The sequence below is a fragment of the Methylobacterium nonmethylotrophicum genome (assembly GCF_004745635.1).
Classification (GTDB): Bacteria; Pseudomonadota; Alphaproteobacteria; order Rhizobiales; family Beijerinckiaceae; genus Methylobacterium; species Methylobacterium nonmethylotrophicum.
Window position 1 is genome coordinate 1 of the sequence record NZ_SRLB01000009.1, and the last position, 23,725, is coordinate 23,725.

General features: G+C 71.9%; 17 protein-coding genes. 13 read left to right on the top strand and 4 right to left on the bottom strand.

Going from position 1 to position 23,725, the window contains the following annotated elements:
• Positions 1–2,849, top strand: a 2,849-nt coding sequence (locus EU555_RS37485) for a beta strand repeat-containing protein (protein ID WP_135415138.1), incomplete at its 5' end; no start/stop codon positions are given.
• A 361-nt stretch (positions 2,850–3,210) separates the two neighbouring features.
• Here the strand turns inward: EU555_RS37485 and EU555_RS13355 are convergent.
• The gene (locus EU555_RS13355; protein ID WP_135415139.1) at positions 3,211–3,546 is read right to left on the bottom strand and encodes a hypothetical protein; all 336 of its coding nucleotides are present in this window, start codon (positions 3,544–3,546) and stop codon (positions 3,211–3,213) included.
• A 621-nt stretch (positions 3,547–4,167) separates the two neighbouring features.
• Between EU555_RS13355 and EU555_RS13360 the strand changes: the two genes are divergently transcribed.
• From EU555_RS13360 to atpC, 6 genes are all read left to right on the top strand, one after another.
• Entirely contained in the window at positions 4,168–5,133 is a 966-nt protein-coding gene (locus EU555_RS13360) for a phosphate acetyltransferase (protein ID WP_135415140.1), read from the top strand.
• A 2-nt stretch (positions 5,134–5,135) separates the two neighbouring features.
• A complete protein-coding gene (locus EU555_RS13365) occupies positions 5,136–6,410 on the top strand; it encodes an acetate/propionate family kinase (protein WP_135415141.1) in 1,275 nt (424 codons plus the stop codon).
• Between the two features lie 32 nt (positions 6,411–6,442).
• Positions 6,443–6,940, top strand: a complete 498-nt coding sequence (locus EU555_RS13370) for a hypothetical protein (RefSeq protein WP_135415142.1) — start codon at positions 6,443–6,445, stop codon at positions 6,938–6,940.
• 42 nt (positions 6,941–6,982) lie between these two features.
• Positions 6,983–9,289: a DUF3141 domain-containing protein gene (locus EU555_RS13375; RefSeq protein ID WP_135415143.1), complete on the top strand. Its 2,307-nt coding sequence runs from the start codon at positions 6,983–6,985 to the stop codon at positions 9,287–9,289.
• Between the two features lie 93 nt (positions 9,290–9,382).
• On the top strand, positions 9,383–10,165 hold the full coding sequence (fabI, locus tag EU555_RS13380; protein WP_135415144.1) for an enoyl-ACP reductase FabI: 783 nt from the start codon (positions 9,383–9,385) through the stop codon (positions 10,163–10,165).
• Between the two features lie 10 nt (positions 10,166–10,175).
• Positions 10,176–10,577: an ATP synthase F1 subunit epsilon gene (gene atpC / locus EU555_RS13385; protein ID WP_135415145.1), complete on the top strand. Its 402-nt coding sequence runs from the start codon at positions 10,176–10,178 to the stop codon at positions 10,575–10,577.
• Positions 10,578–10,932: 355 nt separating this feature from the next.
• On the opposite strand, the gene ppk2 is transcribed toward atpC, so the two are convergent.
• Genes ppk2 through EU555_RS13405 form a run of 3 tightly spaced genes read right to left on the bottom strand, consistent with a single transcriptional unit; the run spans position 10,933 to position 16,121 of the window.
• On the bottom strand, positions 10,933–11,775 hold the full coding sequence (ppk2, locus tag EU555_RS13395; RefSeq protein ID WP_135415350.1) for a polyphosphate kinase 2: 843 nt from the start codon (positions 11,773–11,775) through the stop codon (positions 10,933–10,935).
• A 28-nt stretch (positions 11,776–11,803) separates the two neighbouring features.
• Positions 11,804–15,007 carry an efflux RND transporter permease subunit gene (locus tag EU555_RS13400; RefSeq protein ID WP_135415146.1) on the bottom strand — a complete coding sequence of 1,068 codons (3,204 nt, stop codon included), beginning with the start codon at positions 15,005–15,007 and terminating at the stop codon, positions 11,804–11,806.
• 4 nt (positions 15,008–15,011) lie between these two features.
• On the bottom strand, positions 15,012–16,121 hold the full coding sequence (locus EU555_RS13405) for an efflux RND transporter periplasmic adaptor subunit (protein WP_205820921.1): 1,110 nt from the start codon (positions 16,119–16,121) through the stop codon (positions 15,012–15,014).
• 429 nt (positions 16,122–16,550) lie between these two features.
• On the opposite strand from EU555_RS13405, the gene EU555_RS13410 reads away from it, so the two are divergent.
• The 6 genes from EU555_RS13410 (at position 16,551) to EU555_RS13435 (ending at position 23,712) form a co-directional block, all read left to right on the top strand.
• On the top strand, positions 16,551–17,705 hold the full coding sequence (locus EU555_RS13410) for a transporter substrate-binding domain-containing protein (protein WP_135415147.1): 1,155 nt from the start codon (positions 16,551–16,553) through the stop codon (positions 17,703–17,705).
• The gene (locus tag EU555_RS13415) at positions 17,702–18,343 is read left to right on the top strand and encodes an ANTAR domain-containing response regulator (protein WP_135415148.1); all 642 of its coding nucleotides are present in this window, start codon (positions 17,702–17,704) and stop codon (positions 18,341–18,343) included. The genes EU555_RS13410 and EU555_RS13415 overlap by 4 nt, the downstream gene beginning before the upstream one ends.
• Before the next feature lie 173 nt (positions 18,344–18,516).
• Positions 18,517–19,362 (top strand): nitrilase family protein, encoded by an 846-nt coding sequence (locus EU555_RS13420; RefSeq protein WP_135415149.1) that lies wholly within the window; start codon positions 18,517–18,519, stop codon positions 19,360–19,362.
• 28 nt (positions 19,363–19,390) lie between these two features.
• A complete protein-coding gene (locus EU555_RS13425; RefSeq protein WP_135415150.1) occupies positions 19,391–20,548 on the top strand; it encodes a substrate-binding protein in 1,158 nt (385 codons plus the stop codon).
• A 535-nt stretch (positions 20,549–21,083) separates the two neighbouring features.
• Positions 21,084–21,917 (top strand): branched-chain amino acid ABC transporter permease, encoded by an 834-nt coding sequence (locus EU555_RS13430; protein WP_135415151.1) that lies wholly within the window; start codon positions 21,084–21,086, stop codon positions 21,915–21,917.
• Complete coding sequence (locus EU555_RS13435) at positions 21,910–23,712, top strand: branched-chain amino acid ABC transporter ATP-binding protein/permease (protein ID WP_135415152.1); 1,803 nt, start codon at positions 21,910–21,912, stop codon at positions 23,710–23,712. Before EU555_RS13430 ends, EU555_RS13435 begins: the two co-directional genes overlap by 8 nt.
• The last annotated feature ends 13 nt before the right edge of the window (positions 23,713–23,725 follow it).

The following is a 23,725-nucleotide window of genomic DNA, read 5'->3' on the forward strand; positions in this document are numbered from 1 at the left end:
GCAACGACACCCTGTCCGGCGGCGACGGCAACGACACCCTGGTCGGCGGCGCCGGCGCCGACGTCCTCGACGGCGGGGCCGGGACCGACACCGCGTCCTACCAGGATGCGGGCGCCTCGGTGGTGGCGAACCTGTCGAGCCCGGGCGGCAACACCGGCTTTGCGGCCGGCGACACCTACACCTCGGTCGAGATCCTGATCGGAGCCGACGTCGCCGGCGCCGGCGACACGCTCACCGGCGACGCGAATGGCAACGTCCTGTCCGGCCTGGCGGGCGACGACCAGCTCCTCGGCCAAGCCGGCAAGGACACCCTCTCGGGCGGGGAGGGCAGCGACAACCTCTGGGGCGGCCTGGACGGCGATGGGCTCGATGGCGGCGCCGGCTACGATCTCGCCCGCTACGACTACGCCGCGAGCGGGGTCACGGCGGTGCTGTACAACTCCGGCTTCAACACCGGCGAGGCGGCGGGCGACACCTACGCCAACATCGAGGGTCTGGTCGGCTCGGGCTACGCCGACAACCTGCAGGGCGACGGCGGGGCCAACCAGCTCTACGGCCAGGCCGGCGACGACCAGCTCTTCGGCCTGGCAGGCGCCGACAGCCTCTCGGGCGGGGACGGCAGCGACAACCTGTGGGGCGGCGAGGGGGCCGACAGCCTCGACGGCGGGACCGGCTTCGACCTGGCGCGCTACGACTACGCCGCGAGCGCGGTCACGGCGGTGCTGTACAACGCGGCCTTCAACACCGGTGAGGCGGCGGGCGACGGCTACGTCGGCATCGAGGGGCTGGTCGGCTCGGGCTACGGCGACAACCTCCAGGGTGACGCTGGGGTCAACCAGCTCTTCGGCCAGGCCGGCGACGACCTGCTCTTCGGTCTGGCCGGCAAGGACAGCCTCTCGGGCGGGGACGGCGGCGACAGCCTGTGGGGCGGCCTGGACGGCGACGGGCTCGATGGCGGCGCCGGCTTCGATTTCGCCCGCTACGACGACGCCGCGAGCGCGGTCACGGCGGTGCTGTACGATGCCATCTTCAACACCGGGGAGGCGGCGGGCGACACCTACACCGCCATCGAGGGCCTGGTCGGCTCGGGCTTCGGCGACAACCTCCAGGGTGATGCCGGCGCCAACCAGATCTACGGCCTGAGCGGCGACGACCTGCTCTTCGGCCTGGCGGGCAAGGACAGCCTCTCGGGCGGGGACGGCGGCGACAGCCTCTGGGGCGGCCTGGACGGCGATGGGCTCGACGGCGGGGCCGGCTTCGACTTCGCCCGCTACGACTACGCCGCGAGCGGGGTCACGGCGGTGCTGTACAATGCCGGCTTCAACACCGGCGAGGCGGCGGGCGACACCTACGCCAACATCGAGGGTCTGGTCGGCTCAGGCTTCGCCGACAACCTCCAGGGCGACGGTGGGGTCAACCAGCTCTACGGCCAGGCCGGCGACGACCAGCTCTTCGGCCTGGCGGGCAGCGACAGCCTCTCGGGCGGGGACGGCAGCGACAACCTGTGGGGCGGCGAGGGCGGCGACAGCCTCGACGGTGGGGCCGGCTTCGACCTGGCGCGCTACGACTACGCCGCGAGCGCGGTCACGGCGGTGCTGTACAACGCAGCCTTCAACACCGGTGAGGCGGCGGGCGACGGCTACACCGCCATCGAGGGGCTGGTCGGCTCGGGCTTCGCCGACAACCTCCAGGGTGACGGCGGGGTCAACCAGCTCTTCGGCCAGGCCGGCGACGACCTGCTCTTCGGTCTGGCCGGCAAGGACAGCCTCTCGGGCGGCGACGGCAACGACAGCCTCTGGGGTGGCCTGGACGGCGATGGGCTCGATGGCGGCGCCGGCTTCGACTTCGCCCGCTACGACGACGCCGCGAGCGGGGTCACGGCGGTGCTGTCCAACGCCACCCTCAACACCGGTGAGGCGGCGGGCGACACCTACACCAGCATCGAGGGGCTGGTCGGCTCGGGCTTCGGCGACAACCTCCAGGGTGACGCCGGCGCCAACCAGATCTACGGCCTGAGCGGCGACGACAACCTCTGGGGTGGCGAGGGGGCCGACAGCCTCGACGGTGGCGCCGGCTTCGACCTGGCGCGCTACGACTACGCGGCGAGCGCGGTCACGGCGGTGCTGTACAACGCGGCCTTCAACACCGGTGAGGCGGCGGGCGACAGCTACGCCAACATCGAGGGTCTGGTCGGGTCGGCCTTCGGCGACAACCTCCAGGGTGACGCTGGGGTCAACCAGCTCTTCGGCCAGGCCGGCGACGACCAGCTCTTCGGCCTGGCGGGCGCCGACAGCCTCTCGGGCGGGGACGGCAGCGACAACCTGTGGGGTGGCGAAGGCGGCGACAGCCTCGACGGCGGCGCCGGCTTCGATCTCGCCCGCTACGACTACGCCACGAGCGCGGTCACGGCGGTGCTGTACAATCCCGGCTTCAACACCGGGGAGGCGGCGGGCGACAGCTACGCCAACATCGAGGGTCTGGTCGGGTCGGCCTTCGACGACAACCTCCAGGGCGACGGCGGCGCCAACCAGCTCTACGGCCAGGCCGGCAACGACTTCCTGTATGGCGGCCAGGGGGCCGACACCCTCGTGGGCGGAGCCGGGTCGGACACCTTCGCGTTCCAGGCCGGCGACTTCCAGGCCGGGGTGTTCGATCGTGTGAGCGACTTCCACGAGGCGGCGGGCGATACCGATGCCCTGACCTTCCTGGGGATGTCGCCGGCGAGCCTGCAGGTGACGCAGCAGGGCAGCGACGTCCTGGTCAGCACGACGCAGCTGGGCGGCACTGGCGGCGTGATCGTCCAGAACTTCACCGTGGCCCAGATCCAGGATCAGCTCGTCTTCTCGTGACGCTGTAGAGATCCATGAACGATGCGGTCCGGCATGTCGTCGGACCGCACGCGCGATCATCGGCAACCGGCGGCCGCATTCCAGGTCCGAGACGATCAGTCGTGGTCGCGGAGGGCTGGCGAGCACCGGATTGCCATTCCGGCCTCGCCGAGGTTCGACCACCGCAGGGGAGCGCAGGATCTTGGGGCGCAGGATCTTGGGGCGCAGGATCTTGGGGCGCAACGCCTTGCGGATGCTGGCCATGTGCGCAGGACGGTCACTCCGCGCCCCTGAATGACATCAGGATGAGCGTCGCTGCCCCGGGGGAGGGCGCGACGCAGTCGCGGGAACGGTGCCCACGGGACGGGTGGCGTGGATGCCCTCAGTACGGCCGACACAGGCCGGCATAGGCATCCCAGTACCGGTAGGGACCGCAGCCGCCGCGGGTCGCGCCGTAATAGCCCGCCGCTGCCGCGACCCCGACGGCCCCGGCCGCCACCCCGTAGCCGTAGCGGCCGTACCCGCCCCGGTAGCCGTAGCGTCCGCGGTAGGCGTACCCACCGCGATAGCCGGCGACGCGTCCGCCATGAATGCCGCCGCCCCGGACGCCGCCGCCTCGGAATCCGCCTCCGCGAAAGCCGCCCCGCGCCTCGGCGGCGGTCGCGAGGAACAGGGCGGCGATGGCGGAAGCAGCGATGATGACGATGACGCGCTTCATGAGACTGTCTCCTTCCTGGGTCGGAGGGACCGATGCTCCGCCCGTCGCGGACGGTCGTGAGCGGTCGTCGGAGGCGACGGTCGCCGTCCACGCAGGCCGTCCTCCCGCAGGGTCCGTCGGAGGGTAGGCTGCGGAAGCCTCGCGCACTTGATCGCACGGGTCACGAAGCCCCGCAGCGCGCGCCGCCAGGCACTCGCGCGAGGTCCAACAGGCGTCCGCGCGAGGTCCAGGTCGACGTCCAAGTCTCGTTCGCTCAAGTCTCGTTCGCTCAAGTCTCGTTCGCTCAACTCCCGGTTGATCAGGCGCTCGTTACGGAATCGGTCATGCTCGGCGATCCGGCCGTGGCGGACGGCGCGCGGCGGTCGCGACGCTCGGCCGGACATCGGCACCGGGGTCACGGTCGCCGCCGACCGACGATCGCTCCGGCGCGGGCGAGGAGCCCGCACGAGCCGGTCCCGATCCGGCGATGCTGTCCCGCGCGATCAAGCGGCGCGGCGCATCCGCTGCGAGAGTGCCGGCAGGTGCCGGGATGCCCGCCGGCCGGGAGGCGCAGCCGCCATCCGTCGCGGACCCGCCCCGGCCGTCGCCGGGATGCGTCCGACCCGATCCGGAGGAAGCAGCGTGGTGCGTTCGACGACGCAGGAGGCGCCGGCCCGCCGCCGGCACGAGAAGTACGAGCGCCTGATCGCCGCCGCGCAGGCGCGGCCCCGCCTCGCGGTCGCGGTCGCGCACCCGTGCGACGAAGCCTCGCTCGGCGCCGCCCTGGAGGCGGCGGATCTCGGGCTGATCGAGCCGATCCTGGTCGGTCCGCGGCCGAGGATCGCCGCCGCGGCCGGCGGCCGGGACCTCGGGGCGCTCCGGATCGTCGAGGCGGCCCACAGCCACGACTCCGCCGCCCGGGCCGTGGCGCTGGTAAATGCCGGGGAGGCCGGCGCCTTGATGAAGGGCAGCCTCCACACCGACGAGCTGATGGGGGCGGTGGTGCGGCGCGAGGGCGGGCTGCGGACCGCGCGCCGCCTCAGCCACTGCTTCGTGATGGACGTGCCCGGCCACGACGATCCGCTCATCATCACCGACGCCGCCATCAACATCGCCCCGACGCTCGAGGAGAAGCGCGACATCGTCCAGAACGCGATCGACCTCGCGCATTCCTTCGGGGTCGAGGTGGTGCGGGTCGCGATCGTCTCGGCCATGGAGACGGTCAACCCGAAGGTCCCCTCGACCGTCGACGCCGCCGCGCTGTGCAAGATGGCCGATCGCGGTCAGATCACCGGTGCGGTCCTCGACGGGCCGCTCGCCCTCGACAATGCCATCGACCTCGGCGCGGCGGCGATCAAGAAGATCCGCTCAGCCGTCGCCGGCCGCGCCAACGTGCTGGTGGTGCCGGATCTCGAGGCCGGCAACATGCTGGCGAAGAGCCTGACCTTCCTCGCCGATGCGGACGCCGCCGGGATCGTGCTCGGCGCCAGGGTGCCGATCATCCTGACGAGCCGGGCCGATGCGCGCCTGACGCGGCTCGCCTCCTGCGCCGTCGCCACGCTGTTCGCTTCGGGCCGGCGCGCCGCCAGCCCGCTGCCGGAGGTCTAGCGATGATCCCGGCCTCGCTCGTGCTGAACGCCGGTTCCTCGAGCCTGAAGTTCCAGGTCTTCGAACCGGAAGACATCTTCGAACCGGAAGGATCCTTCGAACCGGGAGAGACCTTCGGGCCCGGCGAGGGCGGCGCGCCGCGCCGTCTCTATCGCGGCCTCTTCGAGGGGCTCGGCGGCGCGGCGCACATGATCGTGCGCGACCATACCGGCGCGGTCGTCGCCGACGAGCGCTTCGGCGCGGGCGATGTCGGCCGGGAGACGGCGTTGGGCCACGAGGAGGCCCTGCTCCACGTCGCCGCCTGGCTGCGGGATCACGCGCGCGGGCACCGGCTGGCGGCGGTCGGGCATCGGGTCGTGCATGGCGGCGCCGATTACGCCGCGCCCGTGCGGGTCGACGACGCGGTGCTGGCGGCGCTGGAGCGCCTCGTCCCGCTCGCGCCCCTGCACCAGCCGCACAACCTCGCGCCGATCCGCATCGTGCGCCGGCGATTCCCGGACCTGCCGCAGGTGGCTTGCTTCGACACCGCCTTCCACCGCGGCCAGCCGGAGATCGCGCAGCGTTTCGCCCTGCCGGCGGAGGTCACCGACCGGGGTGTGCGCCGCTACGGCTTCCATGGCCTGTCCTACGCCTTCGTCGCCGAACGGCTCGGCGCCTGCGCGCCCGCCCTCGCGGCGGGACGGGTGGTCGTGGCCCATCTCGGCAGCGGCGCGAGCCTGTGCGCCCTCGCGGGCGGGCGCAGCGTCGCCGCCACGATGGGGTTCTCGGCCCTCGACGGGCTGCCGATGGGCACGCGCTGCGGCAGCCTCGATCCGGGCGTGGTGTTCTACCTGCTGCGGGAGATGCACCTCGACGCCGACGAGGCCGAACGCCTCCTCTACACCCGCTCGGGGTTGCTCGGCGTCTCGGGCCTGTCGGGCGACATGCGGACGCTGCGCGCGCGCGCCGCCGAGGACCGGCGCGCGCGGACGGCCATCGACCTCTTCGTCTACCGCATCGGACGCGAGCTCGGCTCGCTCGTGGCGGCGCTCGGCGGCATCGACGGCCTCGTCTTCACCGGGGGCATCGGCGAGAACGACGCCGCGACCCGCGCCGAGGTGCTGCGGGGCGCCGCCTGGACCGGCTTCCGGCTCGACGAGGCGGCGAACGACGCGGGCGGCCCGCGGATCACGCGAGGTCCCGGCCCGCAGGCCTTCGTCATCCCCACCGACGAGGAGGCCATGATCGCGCGCGGGATGCGCGCGGTGCTCGCGCCGGCATCCCGGCCGGCGCTCTGACATGTCCGAGCCTCGCGAACGGAGACTGAGCGATGGAGACCCAGACGACGCAACCGGCCGCCGACCTCGGCAACGAGCCGTTCATGTCGGCCGACGACCTCGACGCCTACTCGGCCCGCGTCAAGGCCGCCCGGGCGATGAAGGAGATCGAAGGGCAGGACCGCGCCGGCAAGGCGCGCGCGGAACTGGTCAAGCAGCTTGCCGAGCCTGTCGCGCTGACGCCCGAGAAGGTGCACGAGATCACCCAGATGCTCCTGCACCGGCTCCGCATCGCCGCCGAGCAGGGCAAGAAGGAGCTCCTGGTGATGCGCTTCCCCAACCTGATGTGCACCGACAAGGGACGGGCGATCAACAACGCGGAGCCGGGCTGGCCCGCGACCCTGACCGGCCGGCCGCGCCAGGCCTACGAGTTCTGGCACGACCGCCTGCATCCGGCCGGCTACGGCCTGCGGGCGATGATCGTCGACTGGCCCGACGGCATGCCGGGCGATGTCGGCCTCTTCCTCACCTGGGAGACCACGCGCCACTGAGCGCCGCCGCCGCGAGGGCGCCGCCGCAAGGGAGAGACGACCATGGCCGAGACCCGGACGACCCGCCCCGACGCGGCCGCGGCGCCGCCCTCCCTGTTCGCGGTCCAGGCCCGCGTGGCCGAGCTCTACCGCGAGCGCTGCGCCAAGGCGTTCCAGGATTGCTGTGAGGCGACGCTCGCGGCCAACCGCGCCTGGACCGAGGCGCTCAAGCCCGTCACGCCGGCGCAAGGCTTCGGCGACGCGGTGACCTACTGGGCCGACTTCGCCCAGCGCTCGCTCCTGTTCTGGGACACGCTGCGCCGGCGCGGCAACGACTGGCTGGCGCACGAGGCGGCCGGCAAGCCGCCGCTCCTCGCCTTCCCGTGGGAGATCGTCGCCGACGCGCGCGGCTTCGCCCGGCCGGCGAACTACGCGCTCGCCCGCATCCTGGCGCCGGACGGCGTCGCCACCGATCCCGACAAGCGGCCTTACGTCATCATCGATCCGCGGGCCGGCCACGGCCCGGGCATCGGCGGCTTCAAGCCCGATTCCGAGGTCGGCGTGGCGCTCCGCGCCGGCCACCCGGTCTACGTGGTGATCTTCTTCCCCGAGCCCGTCCCGGGCCAGACCCTCGCCGACGTCGCCCAGGCCGAGGCGGCCTTCCTGCGCCTGGTGGGCGAGCGCCACCCGACCCGCGGCCGCCCGGTGATCGTCGGCAACTGCCAGGGCGGCTGGGCCGCAATGCTGGTGGGGGCGCTCGATCCCGAGCAAGCGGGCCCCCTGGTGATCAACGGCGCACCGATGTCGTACTGGGCCGGCAACGACGCCGAGAACCCGATGCGCTACGCCGGCGGGCTCCTCGGCGGGTCGTGGCCGGCGCTTCTGGCCAGCGACCTCGGCGGCGGCGTCTTCGACGGCGCCCACCTCGTCGAGAACTTCGAGTCCTTGAACCCGGCCAACACCAACTTCGGCAAGGCCTACGGGCTCTTCTCGAAGATCGACACCGAGCCGGCGCGCTTCCTCGAGTTCGAGCGCTGGTGGGGCGGCTACTTCCTGATGAACCGGGAGGAGATCCGCTGGATCGTCGACACCCTGTTCGTCGGCAACCGGCTCGCCGCCGGCCGCGCCGAGTGGGCCGAGGGCAAGGCCTTCGACCTCCGGGCGATCCGCTCGCCGATCATCCTGTTCGCCTCGCTCGGCGACAACATCACGCCGCCCCAGCAGGCCTTCAACTGGGTCGCCGACCTCTATCCCACCACCGCGGACCTGAAGGCCAACGGGCAGGTCATCGTCGGGCTGATGCACGAGAGCGTCGGGCATCTCGGCATCTTCGTCTCAGGGAACGTGGCGCGGCGCGAGCACGCCCAGATCGTCGACCTCCTCGACTACATCGAGCACCTGCCGCCCGGCCTCTACGGCATGACGGTCGAGGACATGCCTCAAGACGCCGAAGCCGGGGGCGGGCCGCGCTACGACGTGGTGCTGCGCGAACTCGAGGTCGAGGACCTGCAGCGGCTGCAGAAATACGCCCGCAAGGACGAGGTGCCGTTCGAGGCGGTGCGCCGGGTGTCGGACCTGAACGCCGCGGCCTACGAGACCTTCGTGCATCCGGTCGTGAGCGCGTGGGTGCCGCGCGAGGCCGGCGCGGCGTTGCGGGCGCTGCACCCGCTCCGGGTCCGGCGCTGGGCGCTGTCCGACCTCAACCCCGCCCTCTCCGCCCTCACGCCTTGGGCCGATCTTGCGCGGGCCCACCGCGTCCACCGCGACGAGGCCGGACTCTGGGCGGCGGCCGAGCGCCGGAGCGCCGCCGGGATCACCGCGGCCTGGGACTTCTACCGCCAGATGCGGGACGCGTCGGCCGAGAACCTGTTCTACGCCACCTATGCGAGCTTGAGCGTGGTGCTGCCCCGCGTCGAGGCGCCGGCCGCCGCGACCGAGGGGACGCCGGCCCTGCGCGAGGCGGTTGCGCGCATCGCCGAGGGCGACTTCACCGATGCGGCCGTTCGGGCCTGCCTGCTGATGGCCCGCCTCGGTCCGAAGGAGCGGCGGCTGTCGACCCTGAAGCGTATCCGCGAGCTCGTCGGCCGCGATGTCGGCCTGCTCGCCATGTCGGCGAGCGACGCGGCCCGGGTCGTCCGCCGGCAGGCGGCGGTCGTCGAGCACGCGCCCGATGCCGCCATGGCGTCCCTGCCGGACCTGGTGCGGACGGCGGAGGAGCGCCGCCGCCTCCTCGACGTCGTCGACCGCCTGGCGAACCGCCTCGGCCTCGGACCGGAGCAGCGTGCGCTGCTTCCGCGGTTCCGCGACCTCCTCGGCCTCGCGCCCGCCGGCGTCCCGTCGGACGCCGCCGCGCCCCGGAAGGCCGGCTGAGCCGGGCCGGGATCCGCCTCGCGCGGGTGACCGCAGAGGCACCGGCCCCAGACCTTGGGAAACGAGAGCCGCCGGCCAACGGAGACGAGAGCCATGACGCAGATCCCCGACGGCCACGCGCTCGCCGGCAAGCACGCCCTGGTGCTCGGCGTCGCCAACGCGCACTCGATCGCCTATGGCTGCGCCCGGGTCTTCCGCCGGCTCGGGGCGCAGATCGCCCTCACCTACCTCAACGAGAAGGCGAAGCCCTTCGTCGAGCCCCTGGCGCGCGAGCTCGACGCGCCGATCCTCGCGCCCTGCGACGTGCAGCAGCCGGGCGACCTCGAGGGGGTGTTCGCGCAGATCGCCGCGACCTGGGGCCGGCTCGACATCGCGCTCCACTCGATCGCCTTCGCGCCCCGGGCCGACCTGCAGGGCCGGCTCGTCGACAGCTCGCCCGAGGGGTTCGGGGTCGCCATGGACGTCTCCTGCCACTCCTTCATCCGCATGGCCCGGCTCGCCGCGCCGCTGATGACCGAGGGCGGCACGCTCCTGACCATGAGCTACCACGGCGCCAGCAAGGTCGTGCCGAACTACAACCTGATGGGTCCGGTCAAGGCGGCGCTCGAATGCACCGTGCGCTACCTCGCCTACGAGCTCGGCGACCGCGACATCCGCGTCCACGCCGTGTCGCCGGGACCCCTCAAGACCCGCGCGGCCTCGGGCCTCAAGGACTTCGACCTCCTGCTCAACGAGGCCGTCGCCCGCGCCCCGATCGGCGAGCTCGTCGACATCGACGATGTCGGCCTCACCGCCGCCTTCCTGACCACGCCCTACGCCGCCCGCCTCACCGGCACGACGCTCTACGTCGACGGCGGCCTGAGCATCATGGCGTGAGGCGATCGCGATGGCCCTCCTCGTCGCCGAGCTCGTCACGCCCGAGCGCCTGATGTTCTCGGGCGAGGTCCGCTCCGTGCTCCTGCCGGCCGCCGAGGGCGACATGACGGTGCTGCCCGGCCACGTCCCGGTCGTCACCGCTCTGCTCGCCGGGATCGTCTTCGCCACCGACGCAACTGGCACCGGCCGCCGGGCCTTCGTCAGCGGCGGCTTCGCCGAGGTGACGGGGGAGCGGGTCACGATCCTGGCCGAGCGCGTGACGCCGATGGAGGAGCTGAACGGCGACCGGCTCGACCAGGAGATCGCCGAGCTGCGCCTGGAGCAGGACAGCACGGCGGATTACGCGCGCCGCGCCCGCTGCGACGCGGCGATCCGGCGGCTGGAGGAGGTCAAGGCGAGCCTGGGGGTGTGACGTTAGCCCGGGCCCAGCCATCCGCAGGGCTGTCCGGGAAAATCTCGGAGCAAGACATGGCGCGGGTTCTCTCCTCTCCCCGCGGGCGGGGAGAGGGCCGTGTCTCTGTTCAGGAGATACGGCAAGCGCAGGCGAAAGCCGGAGCGAGGGTGAGGGGGTATTTCCGGATGAGCCTCTTCCGGAAACACCCCCTCACCCTCGCCCTGCGGGCTCACTTCATCGACGACAAGGTCGTGGGGGATCTTCGATCCCCAGAAGTCCTCTCCCCGCCCGCGGGGAGAGGGGAAAACCCGTGCCTCTTGTTTTCCGGGACAGCCCTGCTCCGTCTGTGGGCCGTGGCCCGTGATGGACCGTATCAATACAGCTCCGGCACGAAGCGCCGGTTGCGCAAAGTGTCGTCGTAGGCGTCCTTCTTGCTGCGCTTGGGCAGTTCCACCGGCTCGACCTCGCGCGCCTCGTAGGGGATCAGGTGGAGGAGGTGCGCGATGCAGTTCAGGCGCGCCCGCCGCTTGTCGTCGGAGCGCACCACGTGCCAGGGCAGGTCCTCGGTGTCGGTGGCCGCCAGCATCGCGTCGCGGGCGCGCGAATACGCGTACCAGCGCCGGTAGGACTCGACGTCCATCGGGCTGAGCTTCCACTGCCGCAACGGATCGTGGATGCGGGCCTCGAAACGGCGGCGCTGCTCGTGCCGGCCGACCTCGAGCCAGAACTTGACGAGCCGGATGCCGCTGCCGGTGATGACCCGCTCGAAGGGCGGGCACAGGGCGAAGAAGCGCTGCCGCTCGGCCTCGCTGCAGAAGCCCATCACGGTCTCGACGCCGGCGCGGTTGTACCAGGAGCGGTCGAAGATCACGATCTCGCCGGCGGCCGGGAAATGTGCGAGGTAGCGCTGCAGGTAGAGCTGGGTCTTCTCCCGGTCGGAGGGGGCGGGCAGGGCCACGATCCGGAACACCCGCGGGCTGAGCCGCTCGGTGATCGCCCGGATGGTCCCGCCCTTGCCGGCCGCATCGCGGCCCTCGAACACGACGATGATCCGCGCGCCGGTCTCCCGCACCCAGGTCTGGAGGTGGCTGAGCTGCACCTGGAGCTTGTGCAGCTCGCGCTCATAGGACTTGCGCTTGAGCCGTCCGCCGCCCGCGACCGGTTCGGCTTCGTCGTCGCGGATCTCGGCCAGCAATCCCTGGTCGGTCTCGTCCAGTTCGATCTTGTCCATGGCCGGTCCTCCCCTACTCCGCCGGCAGGTGCCCGGGCGCGCCGGCGGGCGCGTCGGCAGGCCTGCCGGGCTTGGCGGTCGGATCCGCCGCGGCCTCCCGGCCTCCCAGCAGGCGCCAGGCCCGCTCGCGCAGGCCCTGGAACACGACGTAGAGCGGCGGGATCACGAAGATGCCGAGGAAGGACGCGGCGATCATGCCGCCGAAGACCGGCGTGCCGACGTCGCGCCGCGCGAGCTGGGAGGCGCCGGTGGCGATGACGAGCGGCAGCAGCCCGAGGATGAAGGCGAAGGAGGTCATCATCACCGGGCGGAAGCGCAGCCGCGCGCCCTCGGTCGCGGCCTCGCGCAAGGGCACGCCCTTCTCCCGCTGCTCCTTGGCGAACTCGACGATCAGGATGCCGTTCTTGGCGGCGAGCCCGATCAGCACCACCATGCCGATCTGGGCGTAGAGGTCGAGGGTGAGCCCGCCCCAGACCATCGCCGCGTAGGCGCCGACGATGCCGACCGTGACCGAGAGCAGCACCGGCACGGGGATCGTCCAGCTCTCGTAGAGCGCCACCAGGAACAGGAAGGCGAACAAGACCGCGAAGGCGAGGATGATCGCCGTCTTGCCTTCCGCCCGCTTCTCCTGGAAGGCGGTGTCGGTCCACTCGCCGCCGAAGCCTGCGGGCAGGGTGCGGGCGGCGACCGCTTCCATGGCGGCGAGCGCCTGGCCGGAGGAGACGCCCGGCGCCGGCCCGCCTTGCACGGTCACGGCACGCAGGTTGTTGTAGCGGATCAGTGCGGGCGGTCCGACGACGATGCGCACCTCGGCGAGGCTGCGCAACGGAACCATCTGGCCGTCCCGGTTGCGCACGTTGATGCGGTAGATGTCGTCGATCCGCCGGCGGTCGTCGGCCTCGGCCTGGACCTGGACCTGCCAGGTGCGGCCGAACAGGTTGATGTCGTTGACGTAGTAGCCGCCGAGCGAGGCCTGCAGCGCCTGGAACACCGCGTCGAGCGAGACGCCGAGGATCTGGACCTTGTTGCGGTCGATGTCGAGGAAGACGGAAGGGTTCGTCGCCGAGAAGGTGCTGAACACCCGGTTGAGCTTCGGCTCCTGGTTGGCCGCGACGACGAGGCCGCGCAGCACCTGGGCCAGTTCCTTCGGATCGCCGCCGCGCAGGTCCTCGAGCACGTAGGCGAAGCCGCCGCCGGTGCCGAGCCCGATGATCGGCGGCGGCGCGATCGGCACGACGGTGCCCTCGGGGATCGTGCGGAAGCGCTGTCCGAGCCGCGCGATCAGCGCCGCCGCGCCGTCGCCCGCGCCTTTGCGCTCCTCGAAGGGCTTGAGCGTCACCACCATGAAGGCGGCGTTGCTCTGCGAGTAGTTGTCGATGAAGTTGAGGCCCACCACGGTGGTGGCGTCGGCGACCGCGTGCTCCTCGCGCAGGATCGCCTCGGCCTTGGCGGCGACCTCCGAGGTCCGGCCGACAGCGGCGCCCTCGGGGAGCTGCACCACGACGAAGAACGCGCCCTGGTCGTCCTCCGGCAGGAACCCCGTCGGGGTGATCTTGGCGAGCTCCACGGTGCCCCAGGCGGCGGCCAGGGACAGGACGAGCCCGACGATCGACAGGCGCACGATGCGGGCGACCGCGGCGCCGTAGCCGTCGCGCACGGCGTCGATGGCGCGCATGACGAGGCCCATGATGCCCCGCCGCGGCCCGTGATGGGGGCGCAGCAGCACGCCGCAGAGCGCCGGCGAGAGCGTCAGCGCGTTGATCGCCGAGAGGAACATCGAGACCGCGACCGCCACGGCGAACTGGCGGAAGAGCTCGCCCGAGATGCCCGGCACGAAGGCGACCGGCACGAAGACCGAGAGCAGCACCAGGGTGATCGCGATGATCGGCGCGGTGATCTCCGCCATCGCCCGCTTCGTCGCCTCGCGGGGGGAGAGCTCCGGGTGCTCCTCCATCACCCGCTCGACGTTCTCGACCACCACGATGGCGTCGTCGACCACGATGCCGATGGCCAGCACCATGGCGAGCAGCGAGACCGAGTTCGCCGAGTAGCCGACGGCCTTCAGCGCGATGAAGGTGCCGATCAGGCTCACCGGCACGGCGAGCGTCGGGATCAGCGTCGCGCGCAGGCTTCCCAGGAACAGGAACACCACCACGACGACGAGCACGAAGGCCTCGACCAGGGTCTTCTGCACCTCGTGCACGGTCTCGGTGATGAAGGCGGTGGGGTCGTAGGTGACCTTCCAGGCCAGCCCCTCCGGGAAGGAGGGGCTCAGCGCCTCGACCCGGGCCTTGACCTCCTTCAGCGTCGCGATCGCGTTGGCGCCGGGCGACTGGTAGATCGCGATCACGGTCGCGGGGCTGCCGTTGAGCCGGGTCTCGCGGTCGAGGCTCGCCGCGCCGAGCTCGATCCGGGCGACGTCGCCGAGGCGCAGGAGCGAGCCGTCCGGGTTGGTGCGCAGCACGATGTTGCGGAACTGCTCGGGCGAGGTGAGCCGGCCTTGCGTCTGGATGCTGAGCTGCAGCTGCTGCTCGTCCGAGACCGGGCGCGCGCCGATCCGGCCGACCGGCGCCTGGACGTTCTGCGCCTTGATGGCGCCGATGACGTCGCCGGCGGTGAGGTCGAGCCCGGTGAGCTGGTCGGTCCGCACCCAGGCCCGCATGGCGTAGTCCTGCGGGCCCCACAGCGTCGCATCGCCGACGCCCGGCGTGCTCTTGATCCGGTCGAGCAGGTTGATGGTGACGTAGTTCGAGATGAACAAAGGGTCCTGGGCGCCCTTCGGCGAGTAGACCGCCAGCACGCCGAGCAGGGCCGACGACTTCTTCTTGACCGTGACGCCCTGCTTGCGGACGTCCTCGGGGAGCTTGGCGAGCGCGATCTGGACCCGGTTGTTGACGTTGACGGCGTTGATGTCGGGGTCGGTGCCGAGCTCGAACGAGGCGGTGAGCGTGTAGCTGCCGTCGTTGCCGCTGACGCTCTTCATGTAGATCATCTTGTCGACGCCGACGACCTGCGACTCGATCGGCTGCGCGACGGTCGATTCGACCACGTCGGCGGAGGCGCCCGGATAGGCCGTCGTCACCGAGACCTGGGGTGGCACGATGTCGGGATACTGCGCCACCGGGATGGTGAGGAGCGCCAGTGCGCCTGCGATCGACGTCACGATGGCGATGACGATCGCGAGGCGCGGGCGGTCGACGAAGATGGCGGAGAGCATCGGGTCACGTCCTGCCGGCAGACGGCGAGGCCGGGACCGCCCGGACCGCGAGGCCGGGCCGCACCCGCTGCAATCCGTCGACGATGACGAGCTCGCCGCCGTTGAGGCCGCTCTCGATCACCGCCTCGGTGCCGCCGCCGCCGGAAGCCGGCGTCACGCGCCGCGTCACCGCCCGGTCGTTCTCGACCACGAAGACGTAGACGCCGCCCTGGTCGGCGATGAGCGCGCCTTGCGGCACCACCACCTTCTCCTCCGGCGTGCCGGTCTGGAGCGCGACCTGCACGAGCTGGCCGTCGCGCAGGATGCCGGCCGGGTTCGGCATGCTGGCGCGCACCAGCACCGTGTCGGTGGTGCGCTCGACGCTGATGTTGACGAAGTTCACCCGCCCGACCTGGTCGTAGGTCGAGCCGTCCGGGAAGCGCAGCCGCACCGCGATCTTGCTGCGGTCCAGCACGGCACCGCCCTGCTGCACGCGCAGGAACTCGCGCTGGCTCACCGGGAAGGTGACGTACATCGGGTCCTGGCTGACGATCGCGGTCAGGACCCCGCTGTCGGGCCCGACGACGTTGCCCTTGGTGACGCTGGTGCGGCCGATGCGGCCGGCGATCGGTGAGACGATCTTCGTGTAGCCGAGGTTGATCTGGGCGGTCTTCAGGTTCGCCTCGTCGCCCATCACGGCGCCCCGCGACTGGTCGAGGGCGGCGCGGGCCTGGTCGCGGGCGACGACCGTGCCGGAATTGCGGTCGAGGAGGTCCTGCGCGCGCTGGAGCTGGATCGCCGCGAGGGTCTCGGCGGCGTGGCTGCGCTCCAGCGCGCCCTCCGCCTGGCGAACGGAAGCCTCGAACAGGTCGGGCTCGATCCGGTAGAGGGGCGCGCCCTCCTTGACGAGGTCGCCCTCCTTGAACAGGACCGCCTCGAGATAGCCGGTGACCCGCGCCCGCACCTCGACCCGGCTCACCGCCTCGACGCGGCCGACGAAGTCGAGCGCCTTGTCGATGGCCTTGCGCTGGGCGGCGACGGTGCCGACCGCCAGCGCGCCGGGGTCGGGCTCGGCGCGGGCGGCGGGCGCGACCGCGAGGGCGAGGACGAGCAGGAGACCGCAAGCTTGATGCATGATCGCCCTCGCCACCTTCGCCAGGCTCGGATCCGCCCGCGTCCGGAGGACCGCGCGGCATCGTGGCAGCTCGCGCCGGGTCGGCTTGATCGAACGGGACAGCGGGGCCGCCGGACGACCGTCCCGGGCGGTGCCGGGGCATGCCCCCGCCCGCGGCCGCGACCTCGTCCGTTGCGCGGCGTCGGCCCGATCGGCCCGGCAGCCTCCTGACCGGCCCGCTCCGGACCCCGGGCATGCGCCGGTGCGGCCGCGCCCCCCGATCCGGCCCAGGGGACCCCGCGCCATGCTCCCGACCCGTCGCGCCGTTCCGGGATGCCCTCGGCGAAGCCGGTGATGCGGGCGATGCGCGCCGATGCCCGGCCGGCGCGCTTCCCAGGCGCACCGTCCCTCGGCTACGAGTGCGGCCCTGCACGGAACGACGGGTGACGCATGGTGGGCACGGGCAATGCGACGTGGCGCGTCGGGGTGCTTTTTTCCCGCAGCGGGGTGAGCGGGATCACCGAGACCGAGCACTTCCTCGGAACCGCGCTCGCGATCGAGGAGATCAACACCGCCGGCGGCGTGCTCGGTCGCGCGATCGAGCCGGTCTGCTACGATCCGGCCGGCGACATGGACGCCTATCGCGGCCTCGCCCGGCGGATGCTCGCCGAGGACGGGGTCGAGGTGGTGTTCGGCTGCTCGCTCTCGGCCAGCCGGAAGGCCGTGCTCTCCACCATGGAACGCCACAACGGCCTGCTCTGGTACCCGTCGATCTACGAGGGGTTCGAGTATTCCGAGAACGTCGTCTATACCGGCGCCACGCTGAACCAGAACGTCTTCGCGCTTGCGGATTTCCTGCTGCAGGAATACGGCCCGCGGATCTTCATGGTCGGCTCGGACTACATCTATCCCCGGGAATCGAACCGGGTGATGCGCGACCTGGTCGAGACCAAGGGCGGCACGATCCTGGGCGAGATCTACGCCCCCCTCGACGCGGACGAGGACGCCCATGGGCGGATGGTCGCCGAGATCCTGCGCGCCGCGCCCGACGCCGTGTTCTCGACCGTGGTCGGCCGGGGCGCGGAGCGGCTCTACCGCGCCTACGCGGCGGCCGGGATCGACCGCACGCGCTGCCCGATCGCGAGCCTCACCCTGGCGGAGGGCCAGATCCGGGCGATCGGCCCCGAGGCCTGCACCGGCCACGTGCTGGCGGCCCCCTATTTCGGCAGCCTCGAGGGCGACGAGAACCGCCGCTTCGTCTCGGCCTTCCGGGCGCGGTTCGGGCCGGAACGTCCGACCAGCATGTGGTCGGAGACGGCCTACGCGCAGGTCCACCTCTTCGCCCGCGCCCTCGCCGAGGCCGGCACGCTCGACGCCGAGCGCCTGAGCGCGGCGGCCCTGCGCCAGCTCTACCTCGCGCCGGAGGGCGAGCTCGCCTTCGACGGCGAGACCCGGCACATCTGGCTCACCCCCGGCATGGGGGTCGCGCGCGCCGACGGCCAGTTCGACCTGGTCTGGCGCGCCCGCCGCCCGGTGCGGCCCGACCCCTACCTCGCCTGGTCGCGCTTCGAGCTGAACGCCCTCGAGGACGGGTTGGCCGCATGAGCGCGCCGGCCCGCAAGACCCCGACCCGCACGATCCTGGACGACCTGCGGCGCGCCCGGGCGCTGGTCGTCCATCCGCGCGACGAGGAGGGCACGCTGCTGGTCGACCAGCTCCGTCGCCTCGGCTGCGAGGTCTCCCAGGCCTGGCCGCCCCCGGCGGCTCTGCCGCCGGACATCGACACGCTGTTCATCCAGCTCGACGACGCCGATGTCCGCCACCTGCTGCCGGCCATCGAGGAGACCGAGCCGGCGGTCGTCGCCGTCGTGGCCTACGAGAGCCCGACCTCGCTGAAGGCCATCGTCGACGTCAACGCCCACGGCGTCCTGACGAAGCCGCTGCGGCCGCGCGGGGTGCTGACCCAGTTCGCCCTCGCCCGCTACCGGCGCGGCTACGAGGGCCGGCTGACCAGCAAGATCACCCGGCTCGAGGAGACCATGAAGGGGCGCCGCAGCGTCGAGAAGGCGGTGCGCCTGCTCGTCGACCTCAACCGCATCGACGAGGACGCCGCCTACCGGCTCCTGCGCGACCGCGCCACCGCGGCGCGGGTGCCGATGGCAAGCGTCGCCGAGAGCGTCGTGGCGGCGCACGAGGCGATGAACGGGCTCGGCCTGCGCATCGCGCTGGCGGAGAAGACCTGATCCGGGCAGCGCCTGCCCGCATTATGGTCTTGCGGCCGCCCCTTCCTTGAGTATCGTAGCGATATGGGCAAGGTTGCCCAGCGGCCGCGTGCTGCACCACATCCCGGCTTTGGAGCCTCTGGTCTGCGGAAGTCTTTTCCGCGTCCAGGGGCTTTTTGCGTTTTGGAGCGATCATGATCCAGGCGAATGATCCCGCTCGTCCACCCCTCAGGGTCTCCTGCATCCAGTTCGAGCCCGAATTCGGCGCCGTCGCGAAGAACCTCGCCCGCGCCTCGGACCTCGTCCGCGCCGCCGCCCGCGAGGGCAGCCGGCTCGTCGTGCTGCCGGAGCTCGCCAGCACCGGCTACGTGTTCGAGACCCCGGAGGAGGCGGCGGCGCTCGCCGAGCCGGTGCCGGACGGCCCCACCACCCGCGCCTGGGGCGACCTCGCGGCCGAGCTCGGCATCCACATCGTGGCGGGGATCGCCGAGCAGGCCGGGGACGCGCTCTACAACGCCGCCCTGATCACCGGGCCCGACGGCTTCATCGGCACCTACCGCAAGGCGCATCTCTGGTACCGGGAGAACCTGTTCTTCCGCAAGGGCGACCTCGGCTTCCCGGTCTTCGACACGGCTCTGGGCCGGATCGGCATCGCGATCTGCTACGATGGCTGGTTCCCCGAGACCTTCCGCCGGCTCGCCCTCGCCGGCGCCGAGATCGTCTGCATACCGACCAACTGGGTGCCGATGCCGGACCAGCCCGCGGGCGAGGCGGCGATGGCCAACACGCTGCACCGGGCCGCGGCGCATTCCAACGGGATCTTCATCGCCTGCGCCGACCGCGTCGGCGTCGAGCGCGGCCAGCCCTTCGAGGGCCAGAGCCTGATCATCGGCCCCAAGGGCTGGACGCTCGCCGGCCCGGCGAGCCGTGAGGCCCCCGAGACCATCTCGGCGGTGATCGACCTCGCCGAGGCCGGCGCCAAGGACCTCAACGAATTCAACTCCGTCCTCGGCGACCGCCGCACCGACCTCTACGCCTGACGCCCGCACCCTGAGAGGAGCCCGCACCATGCAGAACCGTCACCTCGTCGGCGCGCTCGCCGCCCTCGCGCTCACCGCCTCGCCCGTCCTCGCGGCGGAGAAGCCGATCGTCATCGGCGTGCCGGTCGGCCTGTCGGGGGCCAACAGCGTCGTCGCGCCCTCCGTCGTGCAGGCGGCGGAGCTCGCGGTCGAGGAGATCAACGCCGGCGGCGGCGTGCTCGGCCGCCCGCTCGCCCTCGAGGTCGCGGACGACGCCTCGGGCGCGGCCGGCGCCCAGAAGGCGTTCGATTCGCTGATCTACCAGAAGAAGGTCGACGTCATCATCGCGATGGAGACGAGCGCGGCCCGCAACGCCGGCCTGCCCGCCGTCACCAAGGGCCGCGTGCCCTACATCTACACCTCGTTCTACGAGGGCCGCTCCTGCAACAAGAACCTGTTCGTCAACGGCTGGGTGCCCGAGCAGCAGGTGCCGCCGGTGATCGACGCCTTCTCGAAGGACAAGGGGGCCAAGACCTACTTCCTGATCGGCAGCGACTACGCCTTCGGCCGCGGCATGCTCGCCTTCACGCGCGGCTACATCGAGAAGACCGGCGGGAAGGTGGTCGGCGAGGAATACCTGCCGATGGACGGCAGCGACTGGACCGCGATCATCTCGAAGCTGAAGGAGGCCAAGCCCGACGCGCTCGTCACCTCCACGGCCGGCGGCGCCCCGAACGTCACGCTGACCAAGCAGCTGCGCGGCGCCGGCGTGTCGCTGCCCTACGCCAACCTCGCGGTCGACGAGGGCACCGCCAAGAGCATGGGGGCCGATGCGGAGGGGATCTACCTCTCGGCCTCCTACGTCACCGGCATCGACAGCCCGCAGAACAAGGCGTTCCTCGCCGCCATGGAGAAGAAGTTCGGCGCAGGCCTGCGCACGCCCAACGACCTCTCGGTCCCCCAATACGAGGCGATCTACCTCTACAAGGCCGCGGTCGAGAAAGCCGGCGGCACCGAGAGCGCCAAGGTGCTGGCGGCCCTGCCGACCGTGACCGCCACCGGCCCGCGCGGCACGATCGGCATGAGCAAGCAGCACCACGCGCCGCTGACGATGTATCTCGGTCAGGTCCAGGCCGACGGCTCGGTCAAGGTCGCCGGAACCTTCAAGGATGTCGATCCGGGCGAGCAATGCCCGAAGCTGGATTGATATGATGTTCGCCTGATCCGTCCCCTCAAGGTAGAGCGCGTCCCCCCTCTCCCGTGTGGGAGAGGGGCCGGGGGTGAGGGTGCCACGGCTCTGGCTAAAGCTCAGACCGTCGTGCTGGCAGCTCTGCGGTCATTGGTTCACACCGCACCGTCTCCACCCTCACCCCTACCCCTCTCCCACACGGGAGAGGGGATCCCGCGCTCTGTTCGTATCGGAACGGATCAACCGGAAATGACATGAGAGCCTGGTTGATTGGTTGCGCCGGTCGATCTGGCACGCACACCGACACTCCTCTCAATCATCCCGGGCTCCGCTGCGCGGCCCCGGAATGACGCGGCGGGTATGACATCGTCCGGAGCCATCAGACAGGCTCTCAGGACGCTCGCGCGGTGGGGCCGGAGGCGCCGCAGGCTTGAGCGAAGACGCGATCGGCCATCCGAAAGCGATCACGGAGTGATCGCCGGAAGCGATCGGCCGAATTTCAGACGATCCCGTGACCGGCGCCCCGCCGTTCGCCTCCACCCGGACAGGCACGATGCTGCTCCTCCTCGACATCCTGACCACCGCCGCGATCCTGTTCGTGGTGGCGATCGGGCTTCTCGCGGTCTTCGGCGTGCTGAAGATCATCAACTTCGCGCACGGCGCCTGGCTCACGATCGGCGCCTACTGCGCCGTCGTGGCGGCGAGGCTCGGGCTGAACCCCTGGGCGGCGCTGCCCCTCGCCTTCGCGGTGGGCGCGGCCCTCGGGGGCCTCGCCGAGCTGTTCATCATCCGCCCGCTCTACCGCCGGCCCCTGGACGCGATCCTGGCCACCTGGGGCCTCGGCATCGTCGTCGGGCAGCTCATCACGCTCGCCTTCGGGCGCGACGTCCAGCTCACCCCGAACCTCCTCTCCGGCACCGTCGAGGTCCTGGGCACCGGCTATTCCGCCTACCGCCTCGTCGCGCTCCTGGCCGCGCTCGTCATCGGGGCGGCCTTCGCGCTCGTCATCGAGCGCACGCGGCTGGGGCTCTCGGCCCGCGCCGTGATCATGAACGAGACCCTGGCGCGAGGCCTGGGCCTCGACACCGCCCGGGTGCGCCTCGTGGTCTTCATGATCGGGGCCGGGCTCGCGGCTTTGGCGGGCGTGCTCCTCACGCCGCTGACCAGCGTCGATCCCACCATGGGGGTCGGCTGGCTGATCGGCGCCTTCATGCTGGTGATGGTCGCCGACGCCTCGTTCCTCGCGCTTGCCGCGGCCTGCCTCGTCTTCGGGGCGGCGCAGGTGCTCGTCAGCACCTTCGTCAGCCCGGTGCTCGGCAGCATCGCGGTCGCGGTCCTGGCCGCCCTCGTGCTGCGCATCAGCCCGAAAGGATTCTCGCGTGCCTGAGACCATCACGGCCGCCAGGCCCGCCGCCGGCGCGGGCGAGCGGCCCCGTCTCGCGCGGGCGGCCCCGCTCGTCGTCGCGCTGCTGGCCGCCGGCGCGCTCTGGCTCGCGCCGCTCGGCCTCGACACCTTCGCGGTCAACGTGCTGACCCGCTCGATGATCTACGCGGTGCTCGCCGTCACGGTCGACCTCCTGTGGGGGTTCGCCGGCATCCTGACCTTCGGGCAGGCGGCGTTCTTCGGGATCGGCGCCTACGCGACCGCGATGCTGCTCACCGCGAAGGGCGGGGCGCCGCCCTGGATGCTGGCCGCCGCCGCGCTCGCCGTCGCGGCGCCCGTCCTCCTCGGCCTCGCGGTCGGCTGGCTGTCCTTCTATCACCGCTCGACGGCGCTCTACGCCTCGGTGATCTCCCTCGTCGTGCCGATCGTGGTGACGCAGGCCATCTATTCGGGCGGCGAGCGGACCGGCTCCAGCAGCGGCCTCGTCGGCTTCGACGTGCTGCCCCTCGAGATCGAGGGGTATTTCCGCCTCGCGGGCCTCCTGCTCGTCGCCGTGACGCTGGCGGCCTGGATCCTCGTGCGCTCCGATGCCGGGCGCCTGCTCGTGGCGTTGCGGGACAACGAGGCGCGCTGCGCCTATCTCGGCCTCAACCCGAGGCGCCTGCAGATCGGCCTCACGGCGGTGCTGGCGGGCGTGGCGGGGCTTGCCGGCTTCGTCTTCGCCAACGCCTCCGGCGTCGTGGCGCCGGAGAATGCCGGCTTCCTGTTCGGCACCGAGCTGGTGATCTGGGTCGCGCTCGGCGGCCGCGGCACGCTGATCGGACCGGTCCTCGGCACGATCGCGATCGACTATCTCGCGGCGAACCTCTCGGGCGACCTGCCCTTCCTCTGGCAGCTCCTCCTCGGGACCGCCTTCGTCGCCATCATCATCCTGCTGCCGGGGGGCCTCGCGGACCTCGCCCGCCGCGCCTGGGGGCTCGTGCCGCACCGGCGGTCGCCCGCGTCCGTGCCGCGCCTGCGCGCGGATCCCTCCCGGGCAGCCGCACGGACGGACGGTCCGCTCCTCGCCGTCCAGGGCCTCGCCAAGTCCTACGGCAGCCTGACGGTGCTGGAGAACATCGATCTCACCGTCCGGGCGGGCGAGCTCGTCAGCCTCGTCGGGCCGAACGGGGCCGGCAAGACCACGCTGATGCGCTGCCTGAGCGACGGCACCGAGCCGTTCCGGGGCGCCATCGCGGTCGGCGGCGTCCCGACCGCCGGCCTGACCCCGAACCGCATCGTCGCCCTCGGCGTCGGGCGCAAGTTCCAGGTCGCGAGCGTGTTCGAGAGCCTCTCGATTGCCGATTGCCTGCGGCTCGCGCGCGCCTCCCGGGCGGGGTTGAGCCCGCTCGCCCGGGCCGAGACCCTCGGCCTGCCGCAGGCGGTGCTCGACATCCTGCGGATGACCGGGCTCGACGCACAGCTCGCCGCGCCCGCCCGCCTGCTCTCGCACGGCCAGAAGCAGGCGCTCGAACTCGCGATGGTGGTGGCCCTGGAGCCGCGGCTCATCCTGCTCGACGAGCCCACGGCCGGCCTGACCAAGGCGGAGCGCACCACGATCGGCACCGTGCTCAAGGGCCTGACCGCCGATCTCGGGATCGCGGTGGTGCTGGTCGAGCACGACCTCGACTTCGTGCGCGAGATCTCCTCGCGCATCGTGGTGCTGCACCAGGGCCGCCTGGTGCTCGACGGCACGGTCGACGAGGTCGTCGGCTCCGCGCTGGTGCGGACCATCTACGCGGGAGGCGCGCATGGCTGACATGTCCATGGCG

Coding starts and splice junctions, on each gene's coding strand:
- fabI (WP_135415144.1), top strand. CDS start 9,383: ATGACGCAGATCCCCGACGGCCACGCGCTCGCCGGCAAGCACGCCCTG.
- EU555_RS13400 (WP_135415146.1), bottom strand. CDS start 15,007: ATGCTCTCCGCCATCTTCGTCGACCGCCCGCGCCTCGCGATCGTCATC.
- EU555_RS13365 (WP_135415141.1), top strand. CDS start 5,136: ATGATCCCGGCCTCGCTCGTGCTGAACGCCGGTTCCTCGAGCCTGAAG.
- EU555_RS13415 (WP_135415148.1), top strand. CDS start 17,702: ATGAGCGCGCCGGCCCGCAAGACCCCGACCCGCACGATCCTGGACGAC.
- EU555_RS13430 (WP_135415151.1), top strand. CDS start 21,084: ATGCTGCTCCTCCTCGACATCCTGACCACCGCCGCGATCCTGTTCGTG.
- EU555_RS13410 (WP_135415147.1), top strand. CDS start 16,551: ATGGTGGGCACGGGCAATGCGACGTGGCGCGTCGGGGTGCTTTTTTCC.
- EU555_RS13370 (WP_135415142.1), top strand. CDS start 6,443: ATGGAGACCCAGACGACGCAACCGGCCGCCGACCTCGGCAACGAGCCG.
- EU555_RS13425 (WP_135415150.1), top strand. CDS start 19,391: ATGCAGAACCGTCACCTCGTCGGCGCGCTCGCCGCCCTCGCGCTCACC.
- EU555_RS13405 (WP_205820921.1), bottom strand. CDS start 16,121: ATGCATCAAGCTTGCGGTCTCCTGCTCGTCCTCGCCCTCGCGGTCGCG.
- atpC (WP_135415145.1), top strand. CDS start 10,176: ATGGCCCTCCTCGTCGCCGAGCTCGTCACGCCCGAGCGCCTGATGTTC.
- EU555_RS13420 (WP_135415149.1), top strand. CDS start 18,517: ATGATCCAGGCGAATGATCCCGCTCGTCCACCCCTCAGGGTCTCCTGC.
- EU555_RS13355 (WP_135415139.1), bottom strand. CDS start 3,546: ATGAAGCGCGTCATCGTCATCATCGCTGCTTCCGCCATCGCCGCCCTG.
- EU555_RS13375 (WP_135415143.1), top strand. CDS start 6,983: ATGGCCGAGACCCGGACGACCCGCCCCGACGCGGCCGCGGCGCCGCCC.